The following is a 23,686-nucleotide window of genomic DNA, read 5'->3' as shown; positions in this document are numbered from 1 at the left end:
TTTTTTTATTTAAAGGCACGATGCTCTTTGATGACCTGAATTGTTTCTAATGTATCATCTTCTAAACCCTGGACGGGGAGGCCCGCCTCAATATTCTCATTAATGTAACTAATGTTTTCTTTGGTAATAATTTCACCTGGTATAAATATAGGTATGCCCGGTGGGTAAACCATAAGAAATTCCGCACTTATGCGGCCTTCTGATTCAGCGAAAGGAATTGTTTCAGTGGATGAATAGAAGGCTTCTCTAGGCGATAAAGCTAATAAAGGTATATCGGGAACACTAACTTGTATTTCATGTAAAGTAACTTCTGAAATTGATTCTGAAGCTAATTGACTCAATGATTCGATTAAACTATTGACCTCTTTTAGAGTATCACCTGAAGTGATGATACACAGAATGTTGTATAAGTCGGATAGTTCTACTTCAATGTTATAATGTCTCCTTAGCCAGACTTCTGCATCATAGCCAGTTATTCCTAATTGTTTAACTGAAATAATCAGTTTCGTAGGGTCGTAATCAAAGGCAGCTGGTGAACCTAATAATTCTTCTCCCACACAATATAACCCTTTAATGTGATTGATGTTCCCTCTTGCGTACTCTGCGAGTTTGATTGTCTGTTCTGCCAACTTTTTTCCATTAACAGCTAAATGCCTGCGTGCTGCATCTAAAGAGGCAAGTAATAAATAGGAAGTGGACGTTGTTGTTAACATAGAGAGTACCGTCTGTACGCGCTCATGTGTTACTAGACCATCCTTTAGATTTAATACTGAGCTTTGAGTCAGTGCGCCCCCGAGCTTGTGAACACTGGTTGCTGCTAAGTCTGCGCCTGCCTGCATTGCGGAAGCTGGAAGCTTGTCATGAAAATGAATATGCACGCCATGGGCCTCATCGACCAGGACAGGCATAGTAAAACTGTGTGCAATTTGAACAATTTGATTTATATCGGCTGTCACACCGAAGTAAGTCGGATTGATGACAAGCACTGCCTTAGCGTCAGGATGGGCTTCGCAGGCATGCTTTACAGATTCAGGGGTGATTCCATGAGAGATGCCCAGCTGTTCATCTAAGGCAGGATGGACAAATATTGGAACTGCGCCCGAAAAAATAATTGCAGAGGTTACCGATTTATGAACATTCCTCGGTACTATAATTTTGTCCCCGGGATGACAGACACTCATGACCATTGTCATGATAGCTCCTGAGGTACCTTGCACGGAGAAGAAGGTATAATCAGCTCCAAAAGCATCGGCAGCCAGTTCTTGAGCGTCCTTTATTAAACCGTGAGGATGATGCAGGTCGTCTAATGGTTCAATATTAATTAAATCCATTGCCAGGGATTGGCTGCCCATAAACGAGGCGAATTCTTGATCCATCCCTTTCCCTTTTTTATGCCCGGGAATATGAAATTGAATAGGGTTATTAGCTATATGATTTTTAAGCCCTGTAAATAAAGGGGTTGTTGTCTGATCCATACTGGTCCACCTCTTTGAAATAAGTAAGATTCACGGATAAAAGCAAGTGAATTATAGCAAAGTTCGAGGAAAGTAGCTAGCTTTTTAATAGAAAGCAACTTCATGATAAACTTTAATAAAAGGAGAGTGATCATAAGTGAACTGGAAAACGAGAATAACAGATCTGCTGGAGATCAAGTATCCTATTATACAAGGAGGATTAGCTTATTTAGCATACAGTGAATTAGCTGCGGCTGTGTCTGAAGCCGGTGGACTTGGGCAGATTACGGCAATGAGTATGAATGATGAAGACCAGCTGAGGGAGGAAATACATAAAGTGCGAGCGGGAACGGCCAATCCCTTTGGTGTTAATTTTGCCATCGGCCAGCATGGCAGGCTCTATCGTAAAATGGTAGAGACCGCTATTGAAGAAAAGGTGCCGGTCATTTCCATAACAGGAGGCAACCCAGAGCCCATTCTGGAAATGGTGAAAGGAACGGGTATTAAGGCTCTTGTACTTGTCGCTGCCAAACGACAGGCGGTAAAGGCTGAAAAGCTGGGAGCTGATGCGGTAATGGTTGTAGGACAGGAAGGCGGGGGACACATAGGACGTGAGGACGTCAGCACCTTTGTTTTAACCCCCCAGGTAGTTGAAGCTGTCAGTATCCCTGTTATCGCCTCAGGCGGCATTGGCGACGGTCATGGTTTAATGGCTTCTCTGGCTTTAGGGGCGGAAGGAATAGAAATGGGGACAAGGTTTATTGCCACTAAAGAATGTGTTCATGCTCATCATTCCTATAAAGAAGCTTTAATACAAGCGGATGAAAACTCTACAATTGTAATTAAACGTTCTCTTGGTTCTCCCGCAAGGGCATTAAGAAATAAGTGGACCGAACAAATTGTAAAATATGAAAAAAATCAGCCAGGTTATGAATTTTTGCGGCCGTATATAAGTGGGCATACGAATAAAAAGTACATTTACGATGGAGAAGATTTACTTGGATTCGGGTGGGCCGGTCAAGTAGCAGGAAGAATTCATGATGTTCCATCAGTAAATGAACTTTTTCATCGAATAATAAGTAGAGCAGAATCTATTCGTAATCAATGGAGCAACTAATGAGGGGAGTGTTACGGTGGGTTATCAGTATCCTATCGATGAAGCATTTTGGTCGAAAGAAGAAATCGTAGATGTTGTGAATTTTTATTCCATGATTGAGCAGGCATACGAGTCTAGTGTTAAAAAAGAAGATTTGATCAAGTCTTATACAAGGTTCAAGCAGGTGGTCCCCTCTAAAAGTGAGGAAAAGCAGCTGTTCAGCCGGTTTGAAAAAGAATCAGGTTATTCTGGTTACCGAACGGTTAAGAAAGCAAAAGACTTGTCGGAAGGTCAGCGGGTGAAAATGAGTAAATCATAAAGTGTCTAAAGCTTGCAGAGAAGGTCTAATACTCTCTGTAAGCCTTTTTTGTATACTACAGATAAAGAAATGGCAACAGTCATTCGAATAGTACGGAAGAATGTTTCTAGGAAACAACCCGTTATCCTGGTCGAATGGCGGAACTCACTATAAAATAAGGCTGTCGATTTTCTCGACAGCCTGAACAGAACCTGGTAAAGGATTTTTTTATTTCGTATATCGATATAGAGGCTGAAGTGTTTCAAATGTCCAGCGGCATAAGTTGATGAATTGATCGCCATCTCTAAGACGATCGTCATCTCTGTTAAGTGTTAAGCCGCACAGAAGCTCGGCTTTTTTAACATCTTTGAGCCTTTCAAGCATTTGTGTAAGCTTTTTACTGTCTACTTCATTATGAGGAAGAGTATCTGGTTTGGTATGGTCTATTGACCAGACAAAATGGTCAGGAACTGAAGACAATACTTGTTTTTTATTCTTAAGCAGTGTTTTGGCGAAGTCTTCCTTTATAGGACTTTCATATATCACTGCAAACCAAATGAAAACGTGGGTCCCCCACATACCAACCTGAAAATGAGGAAGCTTCTTATATCCTCTCTTGTTTGCGGCTATGGCAGCCCATGTATCATTTGGGGGATTGGTCGTTCTTCTGGCATGCTTAGCCACGTGAACGAACATTTCGTCTCCAGTCATGGCGGTAAGATCTGGAGCTAAATCTGAAGCGATGGCTTCTAGTTTTGGGGAAACATTGTCTCTAAGAGCTTCCATCCGTTCTTCTAACCCGGGGATTGAAAATACTTCAAAATCTTGTTGTGTAAAACCAGTAAAACTACTCATTTATCTCAACTCCTATTTAATCTACACAAAATTTTAACACAACGAGTAAAATGGATTAAGTAATGTGTTTAGAAGGTTTTAGTAATGCGAAAATGGGTTATAAATAAGTAATCTTATCGAAACTTCAGGAGCTTATGGTCATATATATAACTAAGGGTTGAAAAAGGGAGGAAAGACCAGTGAAACACGTTATGGAGGCATTGCGTAAAAGAGAAGCTGAAGAAAGGCTCCCCGTAATCCGCATGGAGATTGACTACGAACTGGTAACATTGCACGACGCTATGGAAGCGGAGGACAAGGAACAGATTGATAGATGTAAAGTTCGTTTATCAGAGCTTCATAAGCAGCTCATGGAATGGTCTGGGTAATAAGGGCACCGCTCATGGCTGCTCTTTTTTTGTTAATTCCTCATTATGTTGATATGATAAAGAAATACTATGTGTGAAGGAGCCGGACTAGTTTATGGAAAGTAATACGAGAGATCATCTTTTCGAAAAGGCTAAAGAATTCGTATATGAGGCAGGTCAGCGTATTAAAGATCAAATTGATCAGCCTAGAAAAATTGAAACAAAATCCAATCCAAACGATTTAGTAACAGAAATGGATCAGAATACAGAAAAGTTTTTTGCGGAAAGCATAAGAAATGAATTTCCTGAACACCGTCTGTTTGGTGAAGAAGGATTCGGGGATGATATCAAAGACCTGAACGGCATCGTATGGATAGTCGATCCGATTGATGGAACGATGAATTTCGTACACCAGAAACGTAATTTTGCTATTTCAGTCGGTATTTATGAAGATGGTGTAGGAGAAATTGGTGTGATTTACGACGTAATGGGAGGAGCTTTATACACGGCAGTCCGTGGTGGAGGAGCGTTTAAAAACGAAACTCCAATGAAAATGAACGAGACAAAAGTGCTGGAAGAAACAATATTAGCTTTAAATACAACGTGGTTAATTCCAGAAAATCCTCATGTAGAACACAAAGGCGTCGAAGCACTCGTTAAGAGAATTCGCTCTACGAGGTCCTATGGGTCCGCTGCATTAGAATTTGTTTATGTTGCAGAAGGGATTATAGATGGGTATTTAACGATGACGTTAATGCCGTGGGACATTGCAGCCGGCAGAATCATTGTTAATGAAGCAGGAGGCATTGTTACGACTGCAGACGGCGAGGAGCTGGACATGCTGAATAAAACAACCGTGCTCGCCAGTCATCCCGATATTCATAGTGAGATCGTTGAGAATTATGTAGATCTTAAACAACGAAAAAAACGCTGATTGTTCAGCGTTTTTTTATGTTCCCTGCTGTCTTTTTTTAGAGATCCCAAATCCCATAAGACCAAATCCAGCTGCCAGAAACAAAAAGGCCAGCCAAAATATTTCCTGCCCCAGTGCAAACCCTACAGAGATAAATGCTAAAATGACAAAGAAAGCCAGTACAATTGAATTCCAATTAATATTTTTCATAATTTCACCCCTACGCTCATTTATTATAAATGAATTTGATCGTAATGAAAACGATTGTAGTTATTTTATAAGGTAGCATTATTGATTTACATTTAGTATGATATGAAAAGGACAATACGTGCAGATAGGGGGGGACTGTATGACTGATATGTCGACATTAGAAGTTCCGGCTGATTTATGGCCGATCGCTGATTTGTTTTTTAGCGGGTTAGGGAACGAAGTAAATTTAAATGATGAGGGAGAAGTGTCTATGCTTTTCCGTTCATTTTTGTGGCTTTATCTCGTGACGGCTGCATTAGCGATTATTACCTTTAAGCTAGGTTTTGCGAGAAAACTGCCTGTATTAAAAAATATAGTGGTATATTCTGTACTTATTATTGGCACATTTTTATTAACCTTGATACTGGGATTGAATTTACCAGTTGCCGAAAGCCTGCTTGTTGCAGCACTGATTTTAGGAATTTACCGGCTGCGGTTACATAAAGAACGAAGTGCCCGCCAGCAAGGTCAACAATTATAAAATCCCCAAAACCGAGAAGGCTTTGGGGATTTTCTACGTCAAATGTTTTTCCTTTTTGATTTCTCTATTGAATTGGAAGCGGCCAGTGCTTATTCTTTTTTCTGTATTAACTTTAATACGCTCATAGCAAGATGGACACATATAAGTGGTGATCTTGCGGTTGCGAAGTCTCTTAGCCTGTAAACAATAGCTGTCAATCGTTTCAATGGAATCACAAAGTACACATTTTACACGCATAACGATCACCCCTTCTTGATATTTCGTACTCTTATCATATCACGAAATGAATGAACACGCATTTAAGGTTTTAAGTGAATTGGTTAAGGGAAGACTTTATTTATACAGCAGTTAAAGAAAGGATGATAGTGTGAAGAAACGTTGGATTATTTCTGCTATAGGAGCTGCAGCAGGTGGGGCAGCAGCATATTTCATGAAAGACGAATCAAAACGACAACAAGTGACTGACAAAGCTAAATCATTGCAGGGACGTTTTAAAAAGAAAGAGGATCTGCCGATTGAAGAAGCGGGGCAGCCTGAACTTTCAGATAATGAAAACGCAAAAATGGTTTCTGAAGGATCTCAGTTCGGGGTTCAGTACTATAATGATCTAACCGAAAAGGAAAGAGAAATCATTGAAAAAAGCAACAGCTAAATCCCTATAGGATTTAGCTGTTTTTTTAGTGATCAGAGGATTGGTCTTTTTGTATGTCATCCATTTCCTGTTGGTCTTCTTCTGGAATAGATTCTTTACTTTGGTCGTCATCCGAAGGCACTTCTTCTACAGGTCCCTCTGGTAAATAACGGGCAATAATCTGGCTTAATTCATCAGTAACTGCTTCTACTGGATGCCCTTCAGACATCTTTTCACCTAAGTCTCTTATACGTTCTACACCGTCAGCATCAGCAATAATTACTGCATTCTTCCCATCAGGATCATCTTCGAGTGCCTCGGCTACAGAGTATTTAATAACACCGACTCGTGATCGATCTAAATCTTTATCTACGTCGATCCCTACAACTGCATATCTGCCTGCGACTAAAGCCGTGGCGTCATAAACGTCAGGGACTTCTACTGCTAATTTAGCCAGGTGCCTGGCGGTTTCTTGATTTGTCTTCTCTTCAGGCTCGACGGGATCTGAATTCGTAACATACTGCATATTTGAGTCTGTATTCTGCGGTTTTTCCTGCAGCAAAGAATCACCCTCCTGCTGCTGACATGCCGCCAGAAAAATTAATCCGGTTAGAAGTATTACACGTTTCATTAGGAACCCTCGCTTCTTTTTGTATAGTTTGCGGAGTTCCTGGACATTTATACAGAAAAAGACAGCATTTGAAGCTGTCTTTAAAAGATGAATTTTATTGAAAAATGATTTCTTTGATTCCAGTCAACGGGATTTGATGTTCACCTTGATCAACGAAATATAAATGTACGGGACCATCTTCTTTTAATGGTTTTCCATCCTTAGAAAATAATAATAAACCTTCAGCAAAGCGGTCGGCATTTACAGAATGGTTTCCATCCTCGGTTACGAGTACAGCCTCTGTAACAGACGACTCCGGTTCGCTGTTATGAATAAAAGGTTTAATAGGCATCATAAATGATTCCGTAAATATCCTCTCTTTTTCTTTTCGGTGTAAGCTTTTATTAACCGGAGGGTTCAGCTTCTGTTGATATACTTCACGATCGAACCGCTGGGCTTTCTTTTTTAAATCACTTTCGATTTCTACGTCTGCTTCTCTGGTTTCCGGGTGGAATACTTCGTCGTAGCTTTTCTTACGGTCATCAAAAATCCAGACCGTAGGATCTAAAGTGATAGGGAATTTTACTTTTCCTTTAATTTGAACGATCAAAAGGGGTGCCACCTTTCTAAATTAAATTGTGTGCCATACACAGAATAGCAAATAATGAAGCCGATTTCACTATAAGGAGTTGTTAAGGTGATAGAAAAACTTGATGAAAATACACTCGAAAGCTGGCTGGACAACGTAAGAGAATACGCATTTGACGGTCATGTAGCAGATTATATACCTGCATTATCCAAGCAGAATCCCGAAAAACTGGCTGTATCTATTTATTATTTAGATGGAGAATGCGTTTATGCCGGGGACCATCAAGAGTGCTTCACTCTTCAAAGTATCTCTAAGGTGATTTCGCTTGCCCTTGCGCTTATTGATAACGGAGAAGAGTATGTATTTCAAAGGGTCGGGATGGAGCCTTCTGGAGATCCTTTTCATTCTATTTACAGACTGGAACAGCACAGACCTTCTAAACCGCTGAACCCTATGATTAATGCTGGAGCACTCGCTGTAACTAACATGATCAGAGGGCAGAATGCTGACGAAAAAGTAGGACGTTTGTTAAGCTTTATGCATGAAATGACTGATGACCGAACCATTAATATAAATGAAGCGGTGGCGGAATCAGAATTTCAATCTGCTTATTTAAATCGGTCGCTCCTTTATTACCTGCGGCAGCATGACGTTATTAAAGGTAATATTGAAGAAACCCTGGATGTGTATACGAAGCAATGCTCCATTGATGTGAATGTATGTCAATTGTCCCGGATAGGAGCTTTGTTTGCTAATGAAGGAAGGGATCTGCATTCAAACAGGCAGATTATCCCTAAACATTTCGCGCGAATATGCAAGACGTTTATGGTAACCTGCGGTATGTATGATGCTTCAGGTGCTTTTGCCATTAAGGTAGGAATTCCAGCCAAGAGCGGAGTTTCAGGTGGAGTGATGGCTTCGTTAAATCATTTTGGGGGGATTTCGGTCTACGGTCCGTCTCTGGATAAAAAAGGAAATAGTGTAGTTGGTCTAAAATTACTAGAGATTTTATCTAATCGTTATGACTTATCAATATTTTAATAACGGTTTTATTCAGTTGTTGCATTTTTTTGCGCAAGACGATACTATTAATAGAAGATAGAATGTAAACGGAGGGGATCTTGATGTTGTCTGATGTGGCTGTGGATCACCAGGAAAAGGCCTACGCCCTTCTAAAAGCTGATGCTGATAAAATTTTACGTTTAATAAAGGTGCAAATGGACAATTTAACTATGCCTCAATGTCCATTATATGAAGAAGTTTTAGATACACAAATGTTTGGTCTTTCACGTGAAATTCATTTTGCTGTTCGACTGAATTTAATCAGTGAAGAAGAAGGCAAGTCTATTTTAGATAATCTTGAAAAGCAACTCAATGTCTTGCATGAAGCTGCTCAGAATTCATGAGAGACAAACTCAAATTGCGACAATATTTGTTGCGGTTTGAGTTTTTTTATACAAAAATGTGAAGATCACTGACGGATTCTATGAATCTAGTATGATATTACGACAAAAAAGAAGGTATTTGAAGATGAAACAAGAAATTTATATGTTAGTAGGGATGAATAATTATGATGCAGCGATTAAAAACCTATGACTTCACCTTATTGTTTGCACCCATTGCATTGGTGGCATTTGGTAGTCTGATGATTTACAGTGCAAGCATGGTTTATGGACCAGTCCGGTTCGGGGTAGACAGTAATCATTACTTATTTAAGCAGATCCAATGGGTTTCTGTGGGAATAATACTTATGCTCGTTGCATCCGCCTTTCCTTATCGGCACTTAAAGAGAATGTCCAAAGTGTTGGTGTTAGTAATGATTATTTCTTTAAGCGGCCTGTTCTTTTTTGGGACTACGGTTAATAATGCACAGTCGTGGTATAACCTCGGCTTTATGAACTTTCAGCCTGCGGAATTTGCTAAATTAGGATTAATTATTTATTTAGCTTCTGTTTATGCAAAAAAACAAAGCTATATTGATGATTTTACGAAAGCGGTTATGCCGCCGCTCATTTTAACAGGCTTTTTATTAGCTTTAATTGTCCTTCAACCCGATATCGGGTCAGCTGCTGTGTTAGGAATGATCGCCACAGTTGTTATAATGAGCTCGGGAATCAGGTGGAAACATATCTTAATTTTGGCCAGCGTTACTGGAGGTGTGCTGCTGCTGGCTGCAACTCAAATGATTACCGACGAGCGGATCCAGCGTTTTACTGGTGCCTATGAACCCTTTAATACTCCGGATTCCGACGGGTATCAGCTCGTTCAGTCCTATGTTGCTATAGGTACGGGCGGTTTATTTGGTGAAGGGCTGGGACAAGGGGTTCAAAAGCTAGGATATCTGCCCGAACCACATACTGACTTCATTATGGCCGTAATTGCAGAGGAGTTAGGCTTTATCGGTGTAATAATTACAGTAGGCCTTCTGGCTTTAATAATCTTGAGGGGGCTTTATATTTCATGGAAGTGTAAGGATCCATTTGGTGCATTATTAGCCCTCGGGATTTCGTCGATGTTTGCTATCCAGTCATTTATAAATCTTGGGGCCATGAGCGGTCTCCTGCCTATTACAGGTGTGCCTCTACCATTAGTAAGTTACGGGGGTTCATCGCTGCTTATCATGATGCTTGCTTTAGGTGTGCTTAATAACGTTGCAAGAACTGTTAAAGCAAAAGAGTCAGAAAAACAAAAAACGTATGAACCAATTAGACAGCCTGTTCATCGTACAAATAACCAAGGAGTGAAATCATGGCAGAATTGAAGAAGATCAATAAAGTTCTTGTCGCCAATAGAGGCGAAATTGCAATTCGTGTATTTCGTGCATGTACAGAGTTAAATATTCGTACTGTTGCTGTTTATTCTCAGGAAGATACCGGCTCTTTCCACAGATACAAAGCAGATGAAGCTTATTTAGTTGGAAAGGGAAAGAAACCAATCGATGCTTACTTAGATATCGAAGGGATTATTGAGGTTGCTAAGAGTGTAGATGTCGATGCGATCCACCCGGGATATGGGTTCCTCTCAGAAAATATCCACTTTGCCAGGCGCTGTGAAGAAGAAGGTATTACTTTTATCGGTCCTACCAGCCAGCATTTAGATATGTTCGGTGATAAAGTCAAAGCAAGGGATCAAGCTATAGCCGCAGATATTCCTGTAATTCCTGGAACCGACGGACCGGTTAATGGACTTGATGAAATACGATCGTTTGGTAATAATCATGGGTATCCTATTATGATAAAAGCTGCCATGGGCGGCGGCGGACGTGGAATGCGCATTGTTCGGAGTGAAGAAACTTTACAAGAAGGCTATGACCGGGCCCGTTCTGAAGCTAAAGCGGCGTTTGGCAGTGACGAAGTGTATGTAGAAAAATTGATTGAAGAACCTAAACATATTGAAGTACAGATCTTAGGGGACTTCGACGGTAATATTATTCATTTGTTTGAACGTGACTGTTCAGTACAGCGCCGTCACCAGAAAGTAGTCGAGGTGGCACCGAGCGTCTCTTTAAATGAATCTCTAAGAGAAACAATTTGTGACGCTGCTGTAAAACTGATGGATAATATTAAGTACGTAAATGCAGGAACGGTGGAGTTCCTCGTAACAGGGAATGATTTTTATTTTATAGAAGTAAATCCGCGTGTCCAGGTTGAACATACCATTACAGAAATGATTACAGGCGTAGACATAGTCCAGTCCCAAATTATGATTGCAGAAGGATATAATCTTCACGACCATCCTGTCTCTATCCCTAAACAGGAAGAAATCATCACTCACGGTTATGCTATTCAGTCACGGGTGACAACAGAAGACCCGCTAAATAACTTTATGCCGGATACAGGTAAGATTATGGCTTACCGAAGCGGCGGCGGCTTCGGGGTCAGACTTGATGCCGGAAATGGTTTTCAAGGGGCTGTGATTTCTCCTTTTTATGATTCGCTGCTTGTTAAGCTTTCTACGTGGGCGCTGAGTTTCGACCAGGCCGCTCATAAGATGGTAAGAAACTTAAAAGAATTCAGGATCCGTGGAATAAAAACTAATATTCCGTTTTTAGAAAATGTCGTTCAGCATAAGCAGTTCCTCTCTGGAGAATACAACACAACGTTTATCGATCGTTCTCCTGAGTTGTTTGTTTTTCCAAAACGAAAAGACCGTGGCACGAAGATGTTAACTTATATTGCTGACCGTACAATTAATGGATTCGAGGGGCAGGGAAATCGTAAGAAACCAACCATTCCTACTCCGAGAATTCCAAAAGTGAAGCACTCAGAATCTATTCCAGAAGGAACGAAACAAATTCTTGATAAAGAAGGTCCGGAGGGATTAGCATCCTGGCTTAAGAATCAGAATGATGTTCTCTTGACTGATACGACGTTTAGAGACGCCCACCAGTCATTGTTAGCGACCCGGGTAAGGACGAAGGATCTGCAGACAATTGCTGAGCCTACAGCACGCTTGTCGCCTGATCTGTTCTCATTAGAAATGTGGGGTGGGGCAACCTTTGATGTATCCTATCGTTTTTTAAATGAAGACCCTTGGGAGAGACTATTGAAATTGAGAGAAAAGGCACCAAATATACTCTTCCAAATGCTTTTGAGAGCGTCGAATGCGGTGGGCTATAAAAACTACCCCGACAATCTCATTCGAGAATTTGTGGAAAAAAGCTCAAATGCAGGAATTGATGTGTTTAGAATCTTCGACAGCTTAAACTGGGTTGAAGGGATGAAGCTCACGATTGATGCTGTCAGGAAGAATGATAAAGTAGCTGAAGCAGCAATGTGTTACACGGGGGATATTCTGGATTCTTCAAGACCTAAATACGATCTGCAATATTACAAGAAAGTGGCTAAAGAACTGCAAGAAGCAGGAGCTCATATTCTTGGCATTAAGGATATGGCCGGTCTCCTAAAGCCTGAAGCAGCTTATCAACTAATATCCTCCTTAAAAGAAGCTATAGATATTCCGATACATTTACACACTCATGATACAAGTGGTAATGGAATCTTTACTTATGCAAGAGCTGTTGAAGCAGGGGTTGATGTAGTCGATGTAGCTGTGGGAGCTATGGCAGGATTAACATCCCAGCCAAGTGCAAACAGTCTTTACTATGCAATGGAGTCCAAGGAACGCAAGCCCCGTATAAATATTTCGGCATATGAGGAATTAGGTCATTACTGGGAGGATACTAGAAAATATTATACTGATTTTGAAAGTGGAATGATGGCCCCTCATACAGAGGTCTATCATCATGAGATGCCCGGCGGCCAATATAGTAATTTGCAACAGCAGGCTAAGGCTGTCGGACTGGCTCATCGCTGGGACGAAGTGAAACACATGTACCGACGGGTAAATGATATGTTTGGGGATATTGTCAAAGTTACTCCTTCCTCAAAGGTGGTGGGAGACATGGCCTTATTTATGGTTCAAAATGACTTGAATGAAGATGACATTTATGAGCGCGGCGATTCATTGGCTTTCCCGGATAGTGTTGTGGAATTATTTCAGGGCTTTCTCGGCCAGCCTTACGAGGGATTCCCTGCTGAACTGCAGCGAATTATCCTAAAAGGGAGAGAACCTATCAATGTAAGACCTGGAGAGCTTTTGGATCCTGTAGATTTTAATAACCTTCAAGAGACTTTGTTTCACAAACTCGGCAGACAGGTAACCAGTTTTGATATGATCAGCCATGCTCTCTATCCAAAAGTATTTATGGACTATCAGAAGTTTATTGAAGAGTTCGGTGATATGTCGGTCCTTGATACTCCAACTTTCTTCTATGGTATGAGGTTAGGAGAAGAAATTGAGGTGGAGATTGAACAAGGAAAAACGTTAATTGTAAAACTTGTGTCAATCGGTGAAGCACAAAAAGATGGAACGCGGAACGTTTATTTTGAATTAAACGGGCAGCCTAGAGAAGTTGTAATAAAAGATCAAAATATCACTTCTGCTGTAGAAGAACGTCCTAAAGCAGATAAATCCAATGAGAAACATATAGGCGCAAGCATGCCTGGTACTGTAATCAAAGTTATTACTGAAATTGGTGAAAAGGTTAAGAAAGGTGATCATCTTATGATTACAGAAGCAATGAAGATGGAAACCACAGTACAGGCACCCTTTGACGGTGTAATTAAAAATATATACATTCATAATAACGAGGCGATTCACGTCGGTGACTTGTTAATTGAGTTTGAATAAATTAGTGGTAAGAAGCTTGTAGAGGAACCCTCATCTCTGCAAGCTTCTTTTGTATGGCTGTCAGGCGAATACAATCCATTTTTACGGACGAACGACCGGGACTTTTCGTAATATTCATTGCGGAATTCCTGGTCCCTGCTATTCGACATTGCTTATTATTTTACTTTAAAAGTAATAACAACATAATAGGAGAATAAGTAAAAGGGGAAAGAAAGGGTAAACATAAATACTAAAAGCCCTTGCATTGTTTAAATAACTTTGCTAGAAATATATAGGTATGAATCTTTACTGAGAGCTTCACAATTTTGTCACAAAAAAATAAAATTGTAATGTAGAAATAGATAGAACGATGATAACATGGTACAATTATTTTGATGTTTCTTGACAAGGTTACATTTTTTACAAGAAACGAAGAATGCTTTTGAAGTGAAAGTTTCAGCGAGCAGTAGAAGGAGGGAAGATATCTCTATGGACAATCCTAGAACAGTTGATACAACAGCAACACAGGTCATGAACGCGGCTGTCCGTGAAACCTCATTACTGGCTGATATTAAGAGTTTAATAAAAGTTGGTATTATAAATTCAAATCTTATCACGACTTTTACCGGGTTTTGGCTGGCTGTATATTATACGGGAGCCAGTTTTACAGATCAATGGTTAACCTTCTTGCTGACTATGCTCGGAACCGCTTTCGTAATTGCTGGTGGCTGTATTTTAAATAACTGGTATGATAGAGACATCGACCATTTAATGTCGAGAACTGAAAGCAGACCCACAGTAACTGGGTCTATCCCTTTAAACGTTATAAAGTGGATGGGGATTGGTGTTTCCTCCGTTGGTATTGTGGTTTTATCTTTTACTACGATTCCCGCAGCACTATTTGGAGCGTTTGGCTGGTTTACCTACGTTGTCCTGTATACGATGTGGTCAAAGAGGAAGTATACAATTAACACAGTAATTGGCAGCTTCTCTGGAGCAGTGCCGCCTTTGATTGGCTGGGCAGCTGTAGAACCAAGTTTACAATTAGAAGCGATTATGTTGTTTCTTATCATGTTTATCTGGCAGACTCCTCATTTCTTAGCATTAGCTATGAAAAAGAAGGATGAATATAAAGCGGCAGGAATACCAATGCTTCCTGTTGTCCATGGTTTTCGTATGACAAAAAGGCAGATAGTTATTTATGTAGCATGTCTGCTTCCTTTACCAATTTATTTAGCATCACTTGGAACCGTGTTTCTGGTTGTTGCCTTTGCTTTATCTCTAGGTTGGCTGATCTTGGGTATCGCAGGGTTCTTTATGAAAGATGACTATAAATGGGCAACCTGGATGTTTGTTTATTCTCTAAATTATTTGACTATCCTGTTTTTAACAATGGTATTAGTAACACTTCCGTTATTTTATTAATGAAACTGGCTCATGATGTCATGGGCTGGTTTCTAATAATATATAGTTTTTCATTAAAAAGAGAAAGAGAGGTATTACTTAATGAGAGGTTGGATGGGAAAGTTCCGGTCATTCTTCTTGTTTGGCGCACTAACCATTCTGTTATCAGGGTGTGGGGTGGATAACCTTAGTGCACTAAAACCTAAAGGGTATGGCTCGGATTTATTATTTGATCTTATGATGATCAGTATCGCTATCATGCTGTTTGTATTTGTAATAGTAATGGCGATCTACACGTTTGTACTTATTCGTTATCGTCAGAAGAAAGGTCAAGAAGACTTTATTCCTAAACAAACTGAGGGAAATAAAGCTCTTGAAGTGATCTGGACAGTTATTCCAATCATTCTATTATTAGTATTGGCAGTACCAACTGTACAAGCTACTTTTGACCTTGCTGATGAGTCCACTAAAGGTGATGACGGAGTTACGACAATTGAAGTAACCGGAAATCAGTATTGGTGGCATTTCAGCTATCCGGACGATGAAATCTCTACAAGTCAGGATCTCTATATTCCTACTGGTGAAAGAGTATACTTAGATATGAAATCGAGTGATGTCATCCACTCCTTCTGGGTACCTTCTATAGCAGGGAAAATGGATACAAACCCTGGAGATAATGACAACACTATGTACTTAGAAGCATATGATGAAGGCGTTTACTGGGGCCATTGTGCTGAGCTCTGTGGAGAGTCTCATTCCTTAATGGACTTTCGTGTTATTGCTGTGAGCCCTGATGAATACGACCAGTGGAAAGAAGATATGCAGAATGTTGATCCTGAAGCAGATGCGGAAACAGCGGACGCACAGGAAGGGCAGGCTTTATACGAAGATAATTGCATGAGCTGTCACGCGATTGGAGATGGTGCTGCAGGGCAGGGTCCTAATTTAACCAACTTTGCCAATCGAACGAAGATCGCAGGGATCTTAGAACCAACCAAAGAAAATTTAGAATCCTGGATCGTTAACCCTGAGGAAGTTAAGCCGGGAAATCAAATGCCTGCTAACTTAGTATCAGAAGATGAAGCAAGTCAAATTGCTGAATATTTAATGGAGCTTGATCATTCAGATATAGGGTCAAATGCTTCCGATGAAGAAGTAGAAGAAGAATAACACTACATGTGAAGGCTTTAAAGGGAGGTTAAAGCGTGAGTACTGCAATGTCACAAAATCGTGGGCTCGGCGCTGCGATTTGGGATTATCTAACAACAGTTGACCACAAAAAGATTGCACATCTTTATTTGGTTTCTGGCGGACTGTTTTTCTTAATCGGCGGGCTTGAAGCGATGTTAATACGTATACAGCTGATGCAGCCAGATAATAATTTTATTTCAGCTGGCTTATACAATGAAATGATCACTATGCATGGTACAACCATGATTTTTCTGGCTGCCATGCCGCTTATCTTTGCGTTGATGAACGCAGTGGTTCCTTTGCAAATAGGAGCCAGAGACGTAGCATTTCCATTTTTAAATTCTCTCGGATTCTGGCTGTTTCTGTTTGGAGGAATTATGCTTAACGTTTCGTGGTTTACCGGAGGAGCTCCGGATGCCGGCTGGACAAACTATGCCCCTTTATCAACCGTTTCACCTGGTCATGGGGTTGACTACTATGTCATGGGGCTTCAAATTTCAGGAGCGGGGACATTAATCGGTGGTATTAACTTTCTTGTAACTATAGTTAATATGCGTGCTCCTGGAATGACGTACATGCGTATGCCTTTATTTACTTGGGCTTCCTTTGTAACAAGTACATTAATTTTATTTGCATTTCCTGCTTTAACTGTAGGATTGTTCCTTATGATGTTCGACCGCATGTTCGGCTCAGTATTTTTTGATACAGCTGCAGGTGGAAACGCCATCATTTGGGAGCATTTATTCTGGATTTTTGGACACCCTGAAGTTTATATCCTGATATTGCCGCTGTTCGGCGCCTTTAGTGATATATTCTCCACGTTCTCGAAGAAGCGTTTATTCGGATATTCTGCGATGGTTTTCGCCACCGTACTCATTGGGTTCCTTGGCTTTATGGTATGGGCCCACCACATGTTTACCGTTGGTATGGGACCAATTGCTAACTCCATATTTGCAGTTGCGACGATGGCCATTGCTGTCCCGACTGGGATAAAGATCTTTAACTGGATGTTTACGATGTGGGGCGGTAATATTCGAATGACCTCAGCTATGCTTTGGTCAATCGCATTTATTCCTTCTTTTACTATTGGAGGAATGACTGGTGTAATGCTGGCAGCAGCTGCAGCAGATTATCAATACCATGATACTTATTTTGTCGTTGGTCACTTTCACTACGTTATTGTAGGAGGAGTCGTGTTTGGATTATTTGCCGCTCTTCATTACTGGTGGCCGAAAATGTTCGGTAAGGTACTAAATGAAAAATTAGGCAAGCTGGCTTTCTGGCCCTTTTTCATTGGCTTCCACTTAACATTCTTTATTCAGCACTTCCTTGGTTTAATGGGAATGCCACGCCGTTACTGGGTATTCCTGGAGGGGCAGGGTCTGGAAGCAGGAAACATGATCAGTACCATTGGTGCGTTCCTAATGGCACTGGGTACGATTATATTCATAATCAATGTAGTTTACACTGCAGTGAAAACTGAAAAAGTCAGCGGGGATCCGTGGGACGGCAGAACACTTGAGTGGTCTATTCCATCACCGCCGCCGCATTATAACTTTGTACAAACTCCGCTGGTTCGCGGACTTGATCCGTTATGGGTTGAGAAAAGTGAAGGTAAGAAAGGTATGACTCCTGCTGAACCTTTAGGTGATATTCATATGCCGAACGCCTCTATTTTACCTTTCATGATGTCATTAGGCTTGTTTATTGCCGGCTTTGGATTTATCTATCAAGTGGATGATAAAGGCTGGTTAGCTCTTGTATTTATCGGAATGGGTATTACACTCGGCTCCATGCTTACCCGCTCACTTAAAGATGATCTGGGTCACCACATTCATAAGGCTGATCTTGAAAAAGATATTGAAAAGGGGGCTGGTCAATAATGAGTCATGAAGATGTATTGAACCCTAAACAATTGCCACATGATCCAGAAAAAGCCACCCTCGAGGGTAAAAATAAATTTGTAGGTTTTTGGTTCTTCTTAGGTGGAGAAACTGTACTATTCGCCTGCTTGTTTGGAACATATTTAGCTCTGAACCGTTCAACATCCGGCGATAACACACCTGAACATTTATTTGGACTTGAGTTAGTTTTTATAATGACCATGCTTCTGTTAACAAGCTCGTTGACGAGTGTTTATGCGATGTATCATATGAAGAACAATGATTTTAGAAAGATGCAGATCTGGTTAGGCATTACTGTAATATTAGGACTCGGATTTTTAGGTTTTGAAATTTATGAATTTGTGCATTATATTCATGAGTACGAATTTACATTTCGTTCTTCCGCTTTTGGATCAGCCTTCTACACGTTAGTAGGATTTCACGGAGGTCACGTGTTATTTGGTTTAAGCTGGATTGTAGCGTTAATGATTCGTAACTCTAAACGCGGTATTAATCTCTACAACGCCCCTAAATTTTACATCGCCAGCTTATACTGGCACTTTATCGACGTTGTCTGGGTATTTATCTTTACCGTTGTTTACTTGATGGGAGTGGTATAAAAATCATGGCCAATCACTCAAATATGACCCAAGAGCAGAATAAGTTTGTTAAAAAACAGCACAAAGAAGAGATGAAACAGCAGGTTATCAGCTTTGCATTAATGATTCTCTTTACACTTATTGCATTTGGAATGGTATTGCTTGAAATCGGTTCAGTATTTCTAGTACCAACCCTCCTGCTATTAGCTGTCATCCAAGTTTTGTTCCAGCTCTATTATTTCATGCATATGAAGAATAAAGGACATGATATGGTAGCTGTAATGATGTATGGCGGCTTAAGTGTAGCCATTCTTACAATCATCACATTCACTACAATCATCTGGTGGTAAAAGTAAGAGACCGGGACTCCGGTCTCTTTTTTGCGGTAAATACTGGAGCTGCATGGTTATGTCTAATTTATGAACAATTAAAAAAACTGATGAGGAAGGCTCGTTTTTTCCTGAAAATTTCGTTAGAATAGAAAAGAATCCTTTAGAAAATGAGGTGTGATGCCTGTGTGGTTAGAGCTGCAGATTTTTGGATTTAGGGCTTTGTGGAGTCCTTTCTATTTACTCTTTATACTTATTATTTCAGCGCTCTATTTTTATATAACCGGTCCTAAGCGTAAACAGAGTGAAGAACGACCTACCGTCAGCCAGCAGACTATGTTTTACGGGGGAATGCTTTTACTTTATATCATAAAAGGGTCTCCTGTCGATTTACTGTCCCATATTATGTTTACAGCCCACATGACTCAAATGGCACTGTACTACCTGCTGTTTCCTATTTTAATCATTAAAGGAATACCGGTCTGGATATGGCACAAATTATTTGCTGTTCCGGTGCTATCGTCTATCTTAAGATTAATGACGATGCCTCTTCTGTCTTTAATCGTATTTAATGGAATTTTTTCCATTTACCACATGCCTGTTATTTTTGATTATGCGAAATCAGATGAATTGGCTCATACCATTATTACCAGTTTTATTTTACTTACAGCTTTCTTTATGTGGTGGTCTGTTTTCAGCCCGATAAAGGAAATGGATCGGTTAAGCCCGATTCTGAAAATAGGGTTTATCTTTGCAAACGGAGTTTTAATTACACCTGCATGTGGACTAATCATTTTTGCAGGTACTCCTTTATACGAAACCTATACAGAGTCAGGTGCGTGGATGCAGGCTATGAGTCTCTGTGTGCCTTCAGAAGTATTGGCTGGATTGTCTAATTCATTAAGTGGTCCTGAATATTTCACGCCTATGCCTCTTGTGGAGGATCAGCAGTTGGGCGGTATTATTATGAAAATTACTCAAGAGATTATTTTTGGTGTGATTATTGCCTATATCTTCTTCAGTTGGTTTAACCGCGAAAGAGATACGATTGACCCGCTTCCATCGAACGTACAAACAGAATCTTAAAGTCAGTGGGGAAGTCTTTCATTTATAAGTCCGACTTTCTTTTCTGCATAATTGATCTTTGAATGAGGGGAAAGTAAACATGCCGTTATTACCTACCTTAAGCACTATATTTATTGTGGTCAGTGCTGTTCTTGTAGCTATTGGCTGGGTGTTAATAGCAAGAGATAAACGAGCAGCCCACAAACAAACGATGGTGGCTGCTGCTATAAGCGCACTGACCTTTTTTATTATTTATCTTAGTCGGACCGTGATTGTTGGAAACACGAGTTTTGGTGGTCCAGATGATATTAAAGTTTACTATACAATTTTTCTTATCTTCCATATTATTCTTGCTACTACCGGAGGAGTATTCGGACTTGTTACGTTACGAGTTGCATTCAAACGGAACATTGCTAAGCATCGTAAAATCGGACCCGTCACAAGCGTAATCTGGTTTTGCACGGCTGTAACAGGTGTATTCGTTTATCTGCTGCTGTATATTATTTACGACAGCGGCACAACGACTAATATGATGAGAGCAATACTTGGGGTGTAAAACAGTCAGTTTTTAAGAGCTGGCTGTTTTTTTATAAAAATTTGTTTAATCACTAGTATAAACAGGAATACAAAAATGTATGGCTGGTTAATACATAAATAGAAAGGGAGTAGAATGATGCAATTATTATCTGCTCGATTAAAATATATCCCCATAACCATAGACCTGGCTCAGACGATCATGAAGAACCCTCTTGCATTTTATTATAAGTACCAGCTTCCATGGAACCGAAGCTGGCCGCACGATGGATTAAAGGCGATGCTGCCGTTCTATGTAGAATCCCTGGAAGAGAATCCCGACTGCCTTGGGTTTGGACCTTGGATTATTATGGACGCTGATGAAGAGCGAGTAATAGGAGATATTGGATTTAAGGGTATACCAGATGAAGAAGGTAATGTGGAGATCGGCTATCACGTAGTGGAAACTGAACGCGATCAAGGGTTCGCTACAGAAGCCGTGAAAGCGATGTGTTCATGGGTATTTAAGAACGAAAAAATTAAAAGTGTGGAAGCTCAATGTGGTAAATCTAATGTTCCTTCCCAAAAAGTACTGATTAATAATGGTTTCTCACAGACGAATTCAGACAGAGAGATGTTTATTTTTAAAAAGGTCAAGCAGAAAGAAGATCAAAAAAGCAGAGAACCAAGGAAAGAAATTTAGAAAACCGCCTATCTTTTTAACTAAAAAAGATAGGCGGTTTTCTTTATCTACAGCTTAAAGTTCCATCGGATAATTCCTGCTTCTTTTGCTGAGTTAAAAGCAATGACGAGCAGGGGTCCTAAAATGAATCCCATTAATCCTATTAACTGAAGTCCAATGTACATTGCAATAAGGGTAGCTAATGGGGAAAGTCCAATATGTCGTCCCATCACCTTTGGCTCTACAGTTCTGCGTATAGCCAGGAGGATTATTGCCAGCACAGCCAGCTGTCCACCTAAAGCGACATCTCCAATAATCAACATATATAAAGCCCATGGTCCTAATATGACAATGGAGCCTATAATTGGGATGAAGTCTACTACCCAAATTATTAAAGACATTACAATCGCCACTTCAGGGGTAATGAAAAATAAACCAATTAAACAGACGATAAAAATAATAATACTTACAAGAAACTGAGCTTTTAAAAAGCCGAATACTACGTAGGATAAACGAGCATTCATAAACTTTACTTTTTCAGAAGTGGATTCTGTGAGATTTCCATGCATTTTATCTTTTAACCTGGGAAATTCAAGCATAAACAGAAACAATGCAATTAAATAAACGAGAAAGCTGATCAAATACTCTGGGACTTTAGCAGCGAATGCAGCAATGTTGCTGAGTTGAAGCTTCTCACTTAGAGTTTGAGCCGTATTATCAATCGTATTCTGTAACTCATCAGAAACCTTCTCAACGAATTCAGTCGGCATGTTCTGAGTGAAACTGTTCATATTACTTTCCCAATTTATGAGTACATTGTTAATTTGATTGATGTATGTAGGTGCGTTGTCTGCGAGTTCGACAAGCTGTGTAATCGTGCGAGTCACCGCGTAGGTACCTAATAATCCAATCATAATCACAAATAACAAAAAAACGATAGTAACTGACATTTTCCTGTTCAACCTAAACCTAAATTGCATCCAGCGTACTGCCGGGTTTAAGAAAAGGGCGGTGATTAAAGCAAAAATTAATGGAACGGAAACAGGCAGTATGAAGTAACCTGCTATTATTCCCAAGATTCCTAATAGTAATATTATCCACTGTCTTTTTGATAAATAGCGGAACAAGGTAATCGATATCCCCCTTCTTACTTACAAGTAGAGCTGTTTTTTTCTAAAAAAAGCCGCTCACCTGAGCAAGGTGTGCGACTCTTTCGTATAGGGCAGCTGAACTCTATGACTGCTGGTACTGAACTAATGATTCTTTTAAGTTTTGTATTGATTTCGTAGCTCTTTCGATTAAATTTGATGAAAAATCTTCCTGCTCGCCGTACTCAACTCCGTGTGGATAATAATGCTTGCCCAAAAGAGGTGTTACTAATTGTACAACTGCGTTTCCGCGGTCGACATCGCCTTCAATAGCATAGCCTTGAACCCGAATGTAATAGGTTACGTTTTTATCAGGGGCGTCAATTTTATAATCATACGTCACTCGTTCGTAATCCCATGACCCCCCTAAAATAAATCCATTGCTTTCCATAATTTGGGTCAGTGGCTGCAAGTCTACAACCAGACCTTCAATACCAGTACCTTCAAGCTTCATATCTTCCACCTCGCAAATTTTATGTATCTTGTCTCATTTTATTATGAACAGCGACAAGTTTCAATTGATTAAGACCAGGAACAGAACGCGTTTTCTTTACCATTATGACAGGGATTCTCATTTATTATACTATAAATTTTCTTCTGATGCATGAGTGAAAATCTCCTTTATGGTTATACTAACCTTTGATATTGATTTAATAAAGGAGGATCTTTATGAAAAAAGTAAGAGACATAATGAGTACGGACTTATCAGTCTGTCAATCAAGCAGCAGTTTGTTTGATGCGGCAAGCATGATGAAACAGAAAAATGTTGGTGCTGTACCAGTTTGTGATGAAAATGGACAGCTGATGGGTATGGTTACAGATCGTGATTTGGCTGTTCGCGGATATGCTAATCATAGTGCTGATTCTACACCAGTTCAACAAGTAATGAGCGACCATCTATACAGTGTTACTCCTGATACAACGCTTGAAGAAGCTAGTCAGATGATGGCTGAACATCAAGTAAGGCGTCTCCCGGTGGTAGAAAGCGGGAAATTAACGGGAATGATTTCTCTCGGAGATCTATCAAATGAGAAGCTTTCTGATGAAGCGGCAGGAGTCGCTTTACATGAAATTTCAGAGAGACCGGAACTGCATTAGCAAAGGCGGCCGCCTGTGGCCGTCTTTATTATTTTGAACAACTTACGATGGCCTGCATAGGCTATAATGTAGTCTATGCA

The 23,686-nt window shown here is 40.2% G+C and carries 27 protein-coding genes; 19 read left to right on the top strand and 8 right to left on the bottom strand.

The genetic code is table 11. From position 1 onward, the window contains the following. Positions 1 to 5: 5 nt before the first annotated feature. Positions 6 to 1,475: an aminotransferase class I/II-fold pyridoxal phosphate-dependent enzyme gene (locus LF822_RS04755; RefSeq protein WP_253922798.1), complete on the bottom strand. Its 1,470-nt coding sequence runs from the start codon at positions 1,473 to 1,475 to the stop codon at positions 6 to 8. Between the two features lie 136 nt (positions 1,476 to 1,611). Here LF822_RS04755 and LF822_RS04750 point away from each other — a divergent pair, with 136 nt between their 5' ends. Next, the gene (locus LF822_RS04750) at positions 1,612 to 2,571 is read left to right on the top strand and encodes an NAD(P)H-dependent flavin oxidoreductase (RefSeq protein WP_253922797.1); all 960 of its coding nucleotides are present in this window, start codon (positions 1,612 to 1,614) and stop codon (positions 2,569 to 2,571) included. Positions 2,572 to 2,587: 16 nt separating this feature from the next. After that, a complete protein-coding gene (locus LF822_RS04745) occupies positions 2,588 to 2,869 on the top strand; it encodes a UPF0223 family protein (RefSeq protein ID WP_253922796.1) in 282 nt (93 codons plus the stop codon). A gap of 207 nt (positions 2,870 to 3,076) precedes the next feature. Here the strand turns inward: LF822_RS04745 and LF822_RS04740 are convergent, their stop codons facing one another. Next, positions 3,077 to 3,703 carry a YktB family protein gene (locus LF822_RS04740; protein ID WP_253922795.1) on the bottom strand — a complete coding sequence of 209 codons (627 nt, stop codon included), beginning with the start codon at positions 3,701 to 3,703 and terminating at the stop codon, positions 3,077 to 3,079. A 179-nt stretch (positions 3,704 to 3,882) separates the two neighbouring features. Between LF822_RS04740 and LF822_RS04735 the strand changes: the two genes are divergently transcribed. Both LF822_RS04735 and LF822_RS04730 read left to right on the top strand, forming a co-directional pair. Next, the gene (locus LF822_RS04735; protein ID WP_253922794.1) at positions 3,883 to 4,071 is read left to right on the top strand and encodes a hypothetical protein; all 189 of its coding nucleotides are present in this window, start codon (positions 3,883 to 3,885) and stop codon (positions 4,069 to 4,071) included. Between the two features lie 94 nt (positions 4,072 to 4,165). Further along, positions 4,166 to 4,984, top strand: a complete 819-nt coding sequence (locus LF822_RS04730) for an inositol monophosphatase family protein (RefSeq protein WP_253922793.1) — start codon at positions 4,166 to 4,168, stop codon at positions 4,982 to 4,984. Between the two features lie 15 nt (positions 4,985 to 4,999). Here LF822_RS04730 and LF822_RS04725 read toward each other — a convergent pair whose 3' ends face one another. Further along, the gene (locus LF822_RS04725) at positions 5,000 to 5,173 is read right to left on the bottom strand and encodes a DUF5325 family protein (RefSeq protein WP_253922792.1); all 174 of its coding nucleotides are present in this window, start codon (positions 5,171 to 5,173) and stop codon (positions 5,000 to 5,002) included. A 139-nt stretch (positions 5,174 to 5,312) separates the two neighbouring features. On the opposite strand from LF822_RS04725, the gene LF822_RS04720 reads away from it, so the two are divergent. Beyond that, entirely contained in the window at positions 5,313 to 5,693 is a 381-nt protein-coding gene (locus LF822_RS04720) for a YlaH-like family protein (RefSeq protein WP_253922791.1), read from the top strand. Positions 5,694 to 5,726: 33 nt separating this feature from the next. On the opposite strand, the gene LF822_RS04715 is transcribed toward LF822_RS04720, so the two are convergent. Beyond that, positions 5,727 to 5,930 carry a YlaI family protein gene (locus LF822_RS04715; RefSeq protein WP_253922790.1) on the bottom strand — a complete coding sequence of 68 codons (204 nt, stop codon included), beginning with the start codon at positions 5,928 to 5,930 and terminating at the stop codon, positions 5,727 to 5,729. A gap of 130 nt (positions 5,931 to 6,060) precedes the next feature. Here LF822_RS04715 and LF822_RS04710 point away from each other — a divergent pair, with 130 nt between their 5' ends. Continuing rightward, positions 6,061 to 6,345: a hypothetical protein gene (locus tag LF822_RS04710; RefSeq protein WP_253922789.1), complete on the top strand. Its 285-nt coding sequence runs from the start codon at positions 6,061 to 6,063 to the stop codon at positions 6,343 to 6,345. 25 nt (positions 6,346 to 6,370) lie between these two features. Here the strand turns inward: LF822_RS04710 and LF822_RS04705 are convergent, their stop codons facing one another. Beyond that, a complete protein-coding gene (locus LF822_RS04705; protein WP_253922788.1) occupies positions 6,371 to 6,955 on the bottom strand; it encodes a YhcN/YlaJ family sporulation lipoprotein in 585 nt (194 codons plus the stop codon). A gap of 94 nt (positions 6,956 to 7,049) precedes the next feature. After that, on the bottom strand, positions 7,050 to 7,544 hold the full coding sequence (locus tag LF822_RS04700; RefSeq protein ID WP_253922787.1) for a hypothetical protein: 495 nt from the start codon (positions 7,542 to 7,544) through the stop codon (positions 7,050 to 7,052). Between the two features lie 90 nt (positions 7,545 to 7,634). Here LF822_RS04700 and glsA point away from each other — a divergent pair, with 90 nt between their 5' ends. From glsA to LF822_RS04640, 12 genes are all read left to right on the top strand, one after another. Further along, the gene (glsA, locus tag LF822_RS04695) at positions 7,635 to 8,564 is read left to right on the top strand and encodes a glutaminase A (protein WP_371925852.1); all 930 of its coding nucleotides are present in this window, start codon (positions 7,635 to 7,637) and stop codon (positions 8,562 to 8,564) included. An 83-nt stretch (positions 8,565 to 8,647) separates the two neighbouring features. After that, positions 8,648 to 8,929, top strand: a complete 282-nt coding sequence (locus LF822_RS04690) for an Fpa/YlaN family protein (protein ID WP_371925826.1) — start codon at positions 8,648 to 8,650, stop codon at positions 8,927 to 8,929. Between the two features lie 164 nt (positions 8,930 to 9,093). Next, the gene (ftsW, locus tag LF822_RS04685) at positions 9,094 to 10,284 is read left to right on the top strand and encodes a putative lipid II flippase FtsW (RefSeq protein WP_253922785.1); all 1,191 of its coding nucleotides are present in this window, start codon (positions 9,094 to 9,096) and stop codon (positions 10,282 to 10,284) included. After that, entirely contained in the window at positions 10,272 to 13,715 is a 3,444-nt protein-coding gene (gene pyc, locus LF822_RS04680; RefSeq protein WP_253922784.1) for a pyruvate carboxylase, read from the top strand. Before ftsW ends, pyc begins: the two co-directional genes overlap by 13 nt. Positions 13,716 to 14,183: 468 nt before the next feature. Then, complete coding sequence (cyoE, locus tag LF822_RS04675; RefSeq protein WP_253922783.1) at positions 14,184 to 15,119, top strand: heme o synthase; 936 nt, start codon at positions 14,184 to 14,186, stop codon at positions 15,117 to 15,119. Positions 15,120 to 15,200: 81 nt separating this feature from the next. Further along, the gene (gene coxB / locus LF822_RS04670) at positions 15,201 to 16,268 is read left to right on the top strand and encodes a cytochrome c oxidase subunit II (protein ID WP_253922782.1); all 1,068 of its coding nucleotides are present in this window, start codon (positions 15,201 to 15,203) and stop codon (positions 16,266 to 16,268) included. A 35-nt stretch (positions 16,269 to 16,303) separates the two neighbouring features. Then, positions 16,304 to 18,172, top strand: a complete 1,869-nt coding sequence (gene ctaD / locus LF822_RS04665) for a cytochrome c oxidase subunit I (protein WP_253922781.1) — start codon at positions 16,304 to 16,306, stop codon at positions 18,170 to 18,172. Further along, a complete protein-coding gene (locus tag LF822_RS04660) occupies positions 18,172 to 18,792 on the top strand; it encodes a cytochrome (ubi)quinol oxidase subunit III (RefSeq protein ID WP_253922780.1) in 621 nt (206 codons plus the stop codon). The genes ctaD and LF822_RS04660 overlap by 1 nt, the downstream gene beginning before the upstream one ends. A gap of 5 nt (positions 18,793 to 18,797) precedes the next feature. Continuing rightward, positions 18,798 to 19,121 carry a cytochrome c oxidase subunit IVB gene (gene ctaF, locus LF822_RS04655; RefSeq protein WP_253922779.1) on the top strand — a complete coding sequence of 108 codons (324 nt, stop codon included), beginning with the start codon at positions 18,798 to 18,800 and terminating at the stop codon, positions 19,119 to 19,121. Positions 19,122 to 19,286: 165 nt separating this feature from the next. Beyond that, the gene (gene ctaG / locus LF822_RS04650) at positions 19,287 to 20,186 is read left to right on the top strand and encodes a cytochrome c oxidase assembly factor CtaG (protein ID WP_253923464.1); all 900 of its coding nucleotides are present in this window, start codon (positions 19,287 to 19,289) and stop codon (positions 20,184 to 20,186) included. A 79-nt stretch (positions 20,187 to 20,265) separates the two neighbouring features. Next, a complete protein-coding gene (locus LF822_RS04645) occupies positions 20,266 to 20,721 on the top strand; it encodes a DUF420 domain-containing protein (protein WP_253922778.1) in 456 nt (151 codons plus the stop codon). 117 nt (positions 20,722 to 20,838) lie between these two features. After that, positions 20,839 to 21,381 (top strand): GNAT family N-acetyltransferase, encoded by a 543-nt coding sequence (locus tag LF822_RS04640; protein ID WP_253922777.1) that lies wholly within the window; start codon positions 20,839 to 20,841, stop codon positions 21,379 to 21,381. Positions 21,382 to 21,428: 47 nt separating this feature from the next. Here LF822_RS04640 and ytvI read toward each other — a convergent pair whose 3' ends face one another. Beyond that, positions 21,429 to 22,487: a sporulation integral membrane protein YtvI gene (ytvI, locus tag LF822_RS04635; protein WP_253922776.1), complete on the bottom strand. Its 1,059-nt coding sequence runs from the start codon at positions 22,485 to 22,487 to the stop codon at positions 21,429 to 21,431. 106 nt (positions 22,488 to 22,593) lie between these two features. Next, entirely contained in the window at positions 22,594 to 22,962 is a 369-nt protein-coding gene (locus tag LF822_RS04630) for a YugN family protein (protein ID WP_253922775.1), read from the bottom strand. A gap of 215 nt (positions 22,963 to 23,177) precedes the next feature. On the opposite strand from LF822_RS04630, the gene LF822_RS04625 reads away from it, so the two are divergent. Further along, the gene (locus LF822_RS04625) at positions 23,178 to 23,606 is read left to right on the top strand and encodes a CBS domain-containing protein (RefSeq protein ID WP_253922774.1); all 429 of its coding nucleotides are present in this window, start codon (positions 23,178 to 23,180) and stop codon (positions 23,604 to 23,606) included. The last annotated feature ends 80 nt before the right edge of the window (positions 23,607 to 23,686 follow it).

The sequence above is a fragment of the Halobacillus sp. A5 genome (assembly GCF_024189315.1).
GTDB lineage: Bacteria > Bacillota > Bacilli > Bacillales > Halobacillaceae > Halobacillus_A.
Note: the sequence above shows the minus strand (reverse complement) of the source record. Positions and strands in the feature narration are given on the sequence as shown.

Excerpts from the sequence above, each read along its gene's own strand:
- LF822_RS04755 (WP_253922798.1), bottom strand. The coding sequence starts at position 1,475 with ATGGATCAGACAACAACCCCTTTATTTACAGGGCTTAAAAATCATATA.
- LF822_RS04740 (WP_253922795.1), bottom strand. The coding sequence starts at position 3,703 with ATGAGTAGTTTTACTGGTTTTACACAACAAGATTTTGAAGTATTTTCA.
- LF822_RS04730 (WP_253922793.1), top strand. The coding sequence starts at position 4,166 with ATGGAAAGTAATACGAGAGATCATCTTTTCGAAAAGGCTAAAGAATTC.
- LF822_RS04725 (WP_253922792.1), bottom strand. The coding sequence starts at position 5,173 with ATGAAAAATATTAATTGGAATTCAATTGTACTGGCTTTCTTTGTCATT.
- LF822_RS04720 (WP_253922791.1), top strand. The coding sequence starts at position 5,313 with ATGACTGATATGTCGACATTAGAAGTTCCGGCTGATTTATGGCCGATC.
- LF822_RS04715 (WP_253922790.1), bottom strand. The coding sequence starts at position 5,930 with ATGCGTGTAAAATGTGTACTTTGTGATTCCATTGAAACGATTGACAGC.
- LF822_RS04705 (WP_253922788.1), bottom strand. The coding sequence starts at position 6,955 with ATGAAACGTGTAATACTTCTAACCGGATTAATTTTTCTGGCGGCATGT.
- LF822_RS04690 (WP_371925826.1), top strand. The coding sequence starts at position 8,648 with ATGTTGTCTGATGTGGCTGTGGATCACCAGGAAAAGGCCTACGCCCTT.
- ftsW (WP_253922785.1), top strand. The coding sequence starts at position 9,094 with ATGATGCAGCGATTAAAAACCTATGACTTCACCTTATTGTTTGCACCC.
- pyc (WP_253922784.1), top strand. The coding sequence starts at position 10,272 with ATGGCAGAATTGAAGAAGATCAATAAAGTTCTTGTCGCCAATAGAGGC.
- cyoE (WP_253922783.1), top strand. The coding sequence starts at position 14,184 with ATGGACAATCCTAGAACAGTTGATACAACAGCAACACAGGTCATGAAC.
- coxB (WP_253922782.1), top strand. The coding sequence starts at position 15,201 with ATGAGAGGTTGGATGGGAAAGTTCCGGTCATTCTTCTTGTTTGGCGCA.
- LF822_RS04660 (WP_253922780.1), top strand. The coding sequence starts at position 18,172 with ATGAGTCATGAAGATGTATTGAACCCTAAACAATTGCCACATGATCCA.
- ctaF (WP_253922779.1), top strand. The coding sequence starts at position 18,798 with ATGGCCAATCACTCAAATATGACCCAAGAGCAGAATAAGTTTGTTAAA.
- LF822_RS04645 (WP_253922778.1), top strand. The coding sequence starts at position 20,266 with ATGCCGTTATTACCTACCTTAAGCACTATATTTATTGTGGTCAGTGCT.
- LF822_RS04640 (WP_253922777.1), top strand. The coding sequence starts at position 20,839 with ATGCAATTATTATCTGCTCGATTAAAATATATCCCCATAACCATAGAC.
- LF822_RS04630 (WP_253922775.1), bottom strand. The coding sequence starts at position 22,962 with ATGAAGCTTGAAGGTACTGGTATTGAAGGTCTGGTTGTAGACTTGCAG.
- LF822_RS04625 (WP_253922774.1), top strand. The coding sequence starts at position 23,178 with ATGAAAAAAGTAAGAGACATAATGAGTACGGACTTATCAGTCTGTCAA.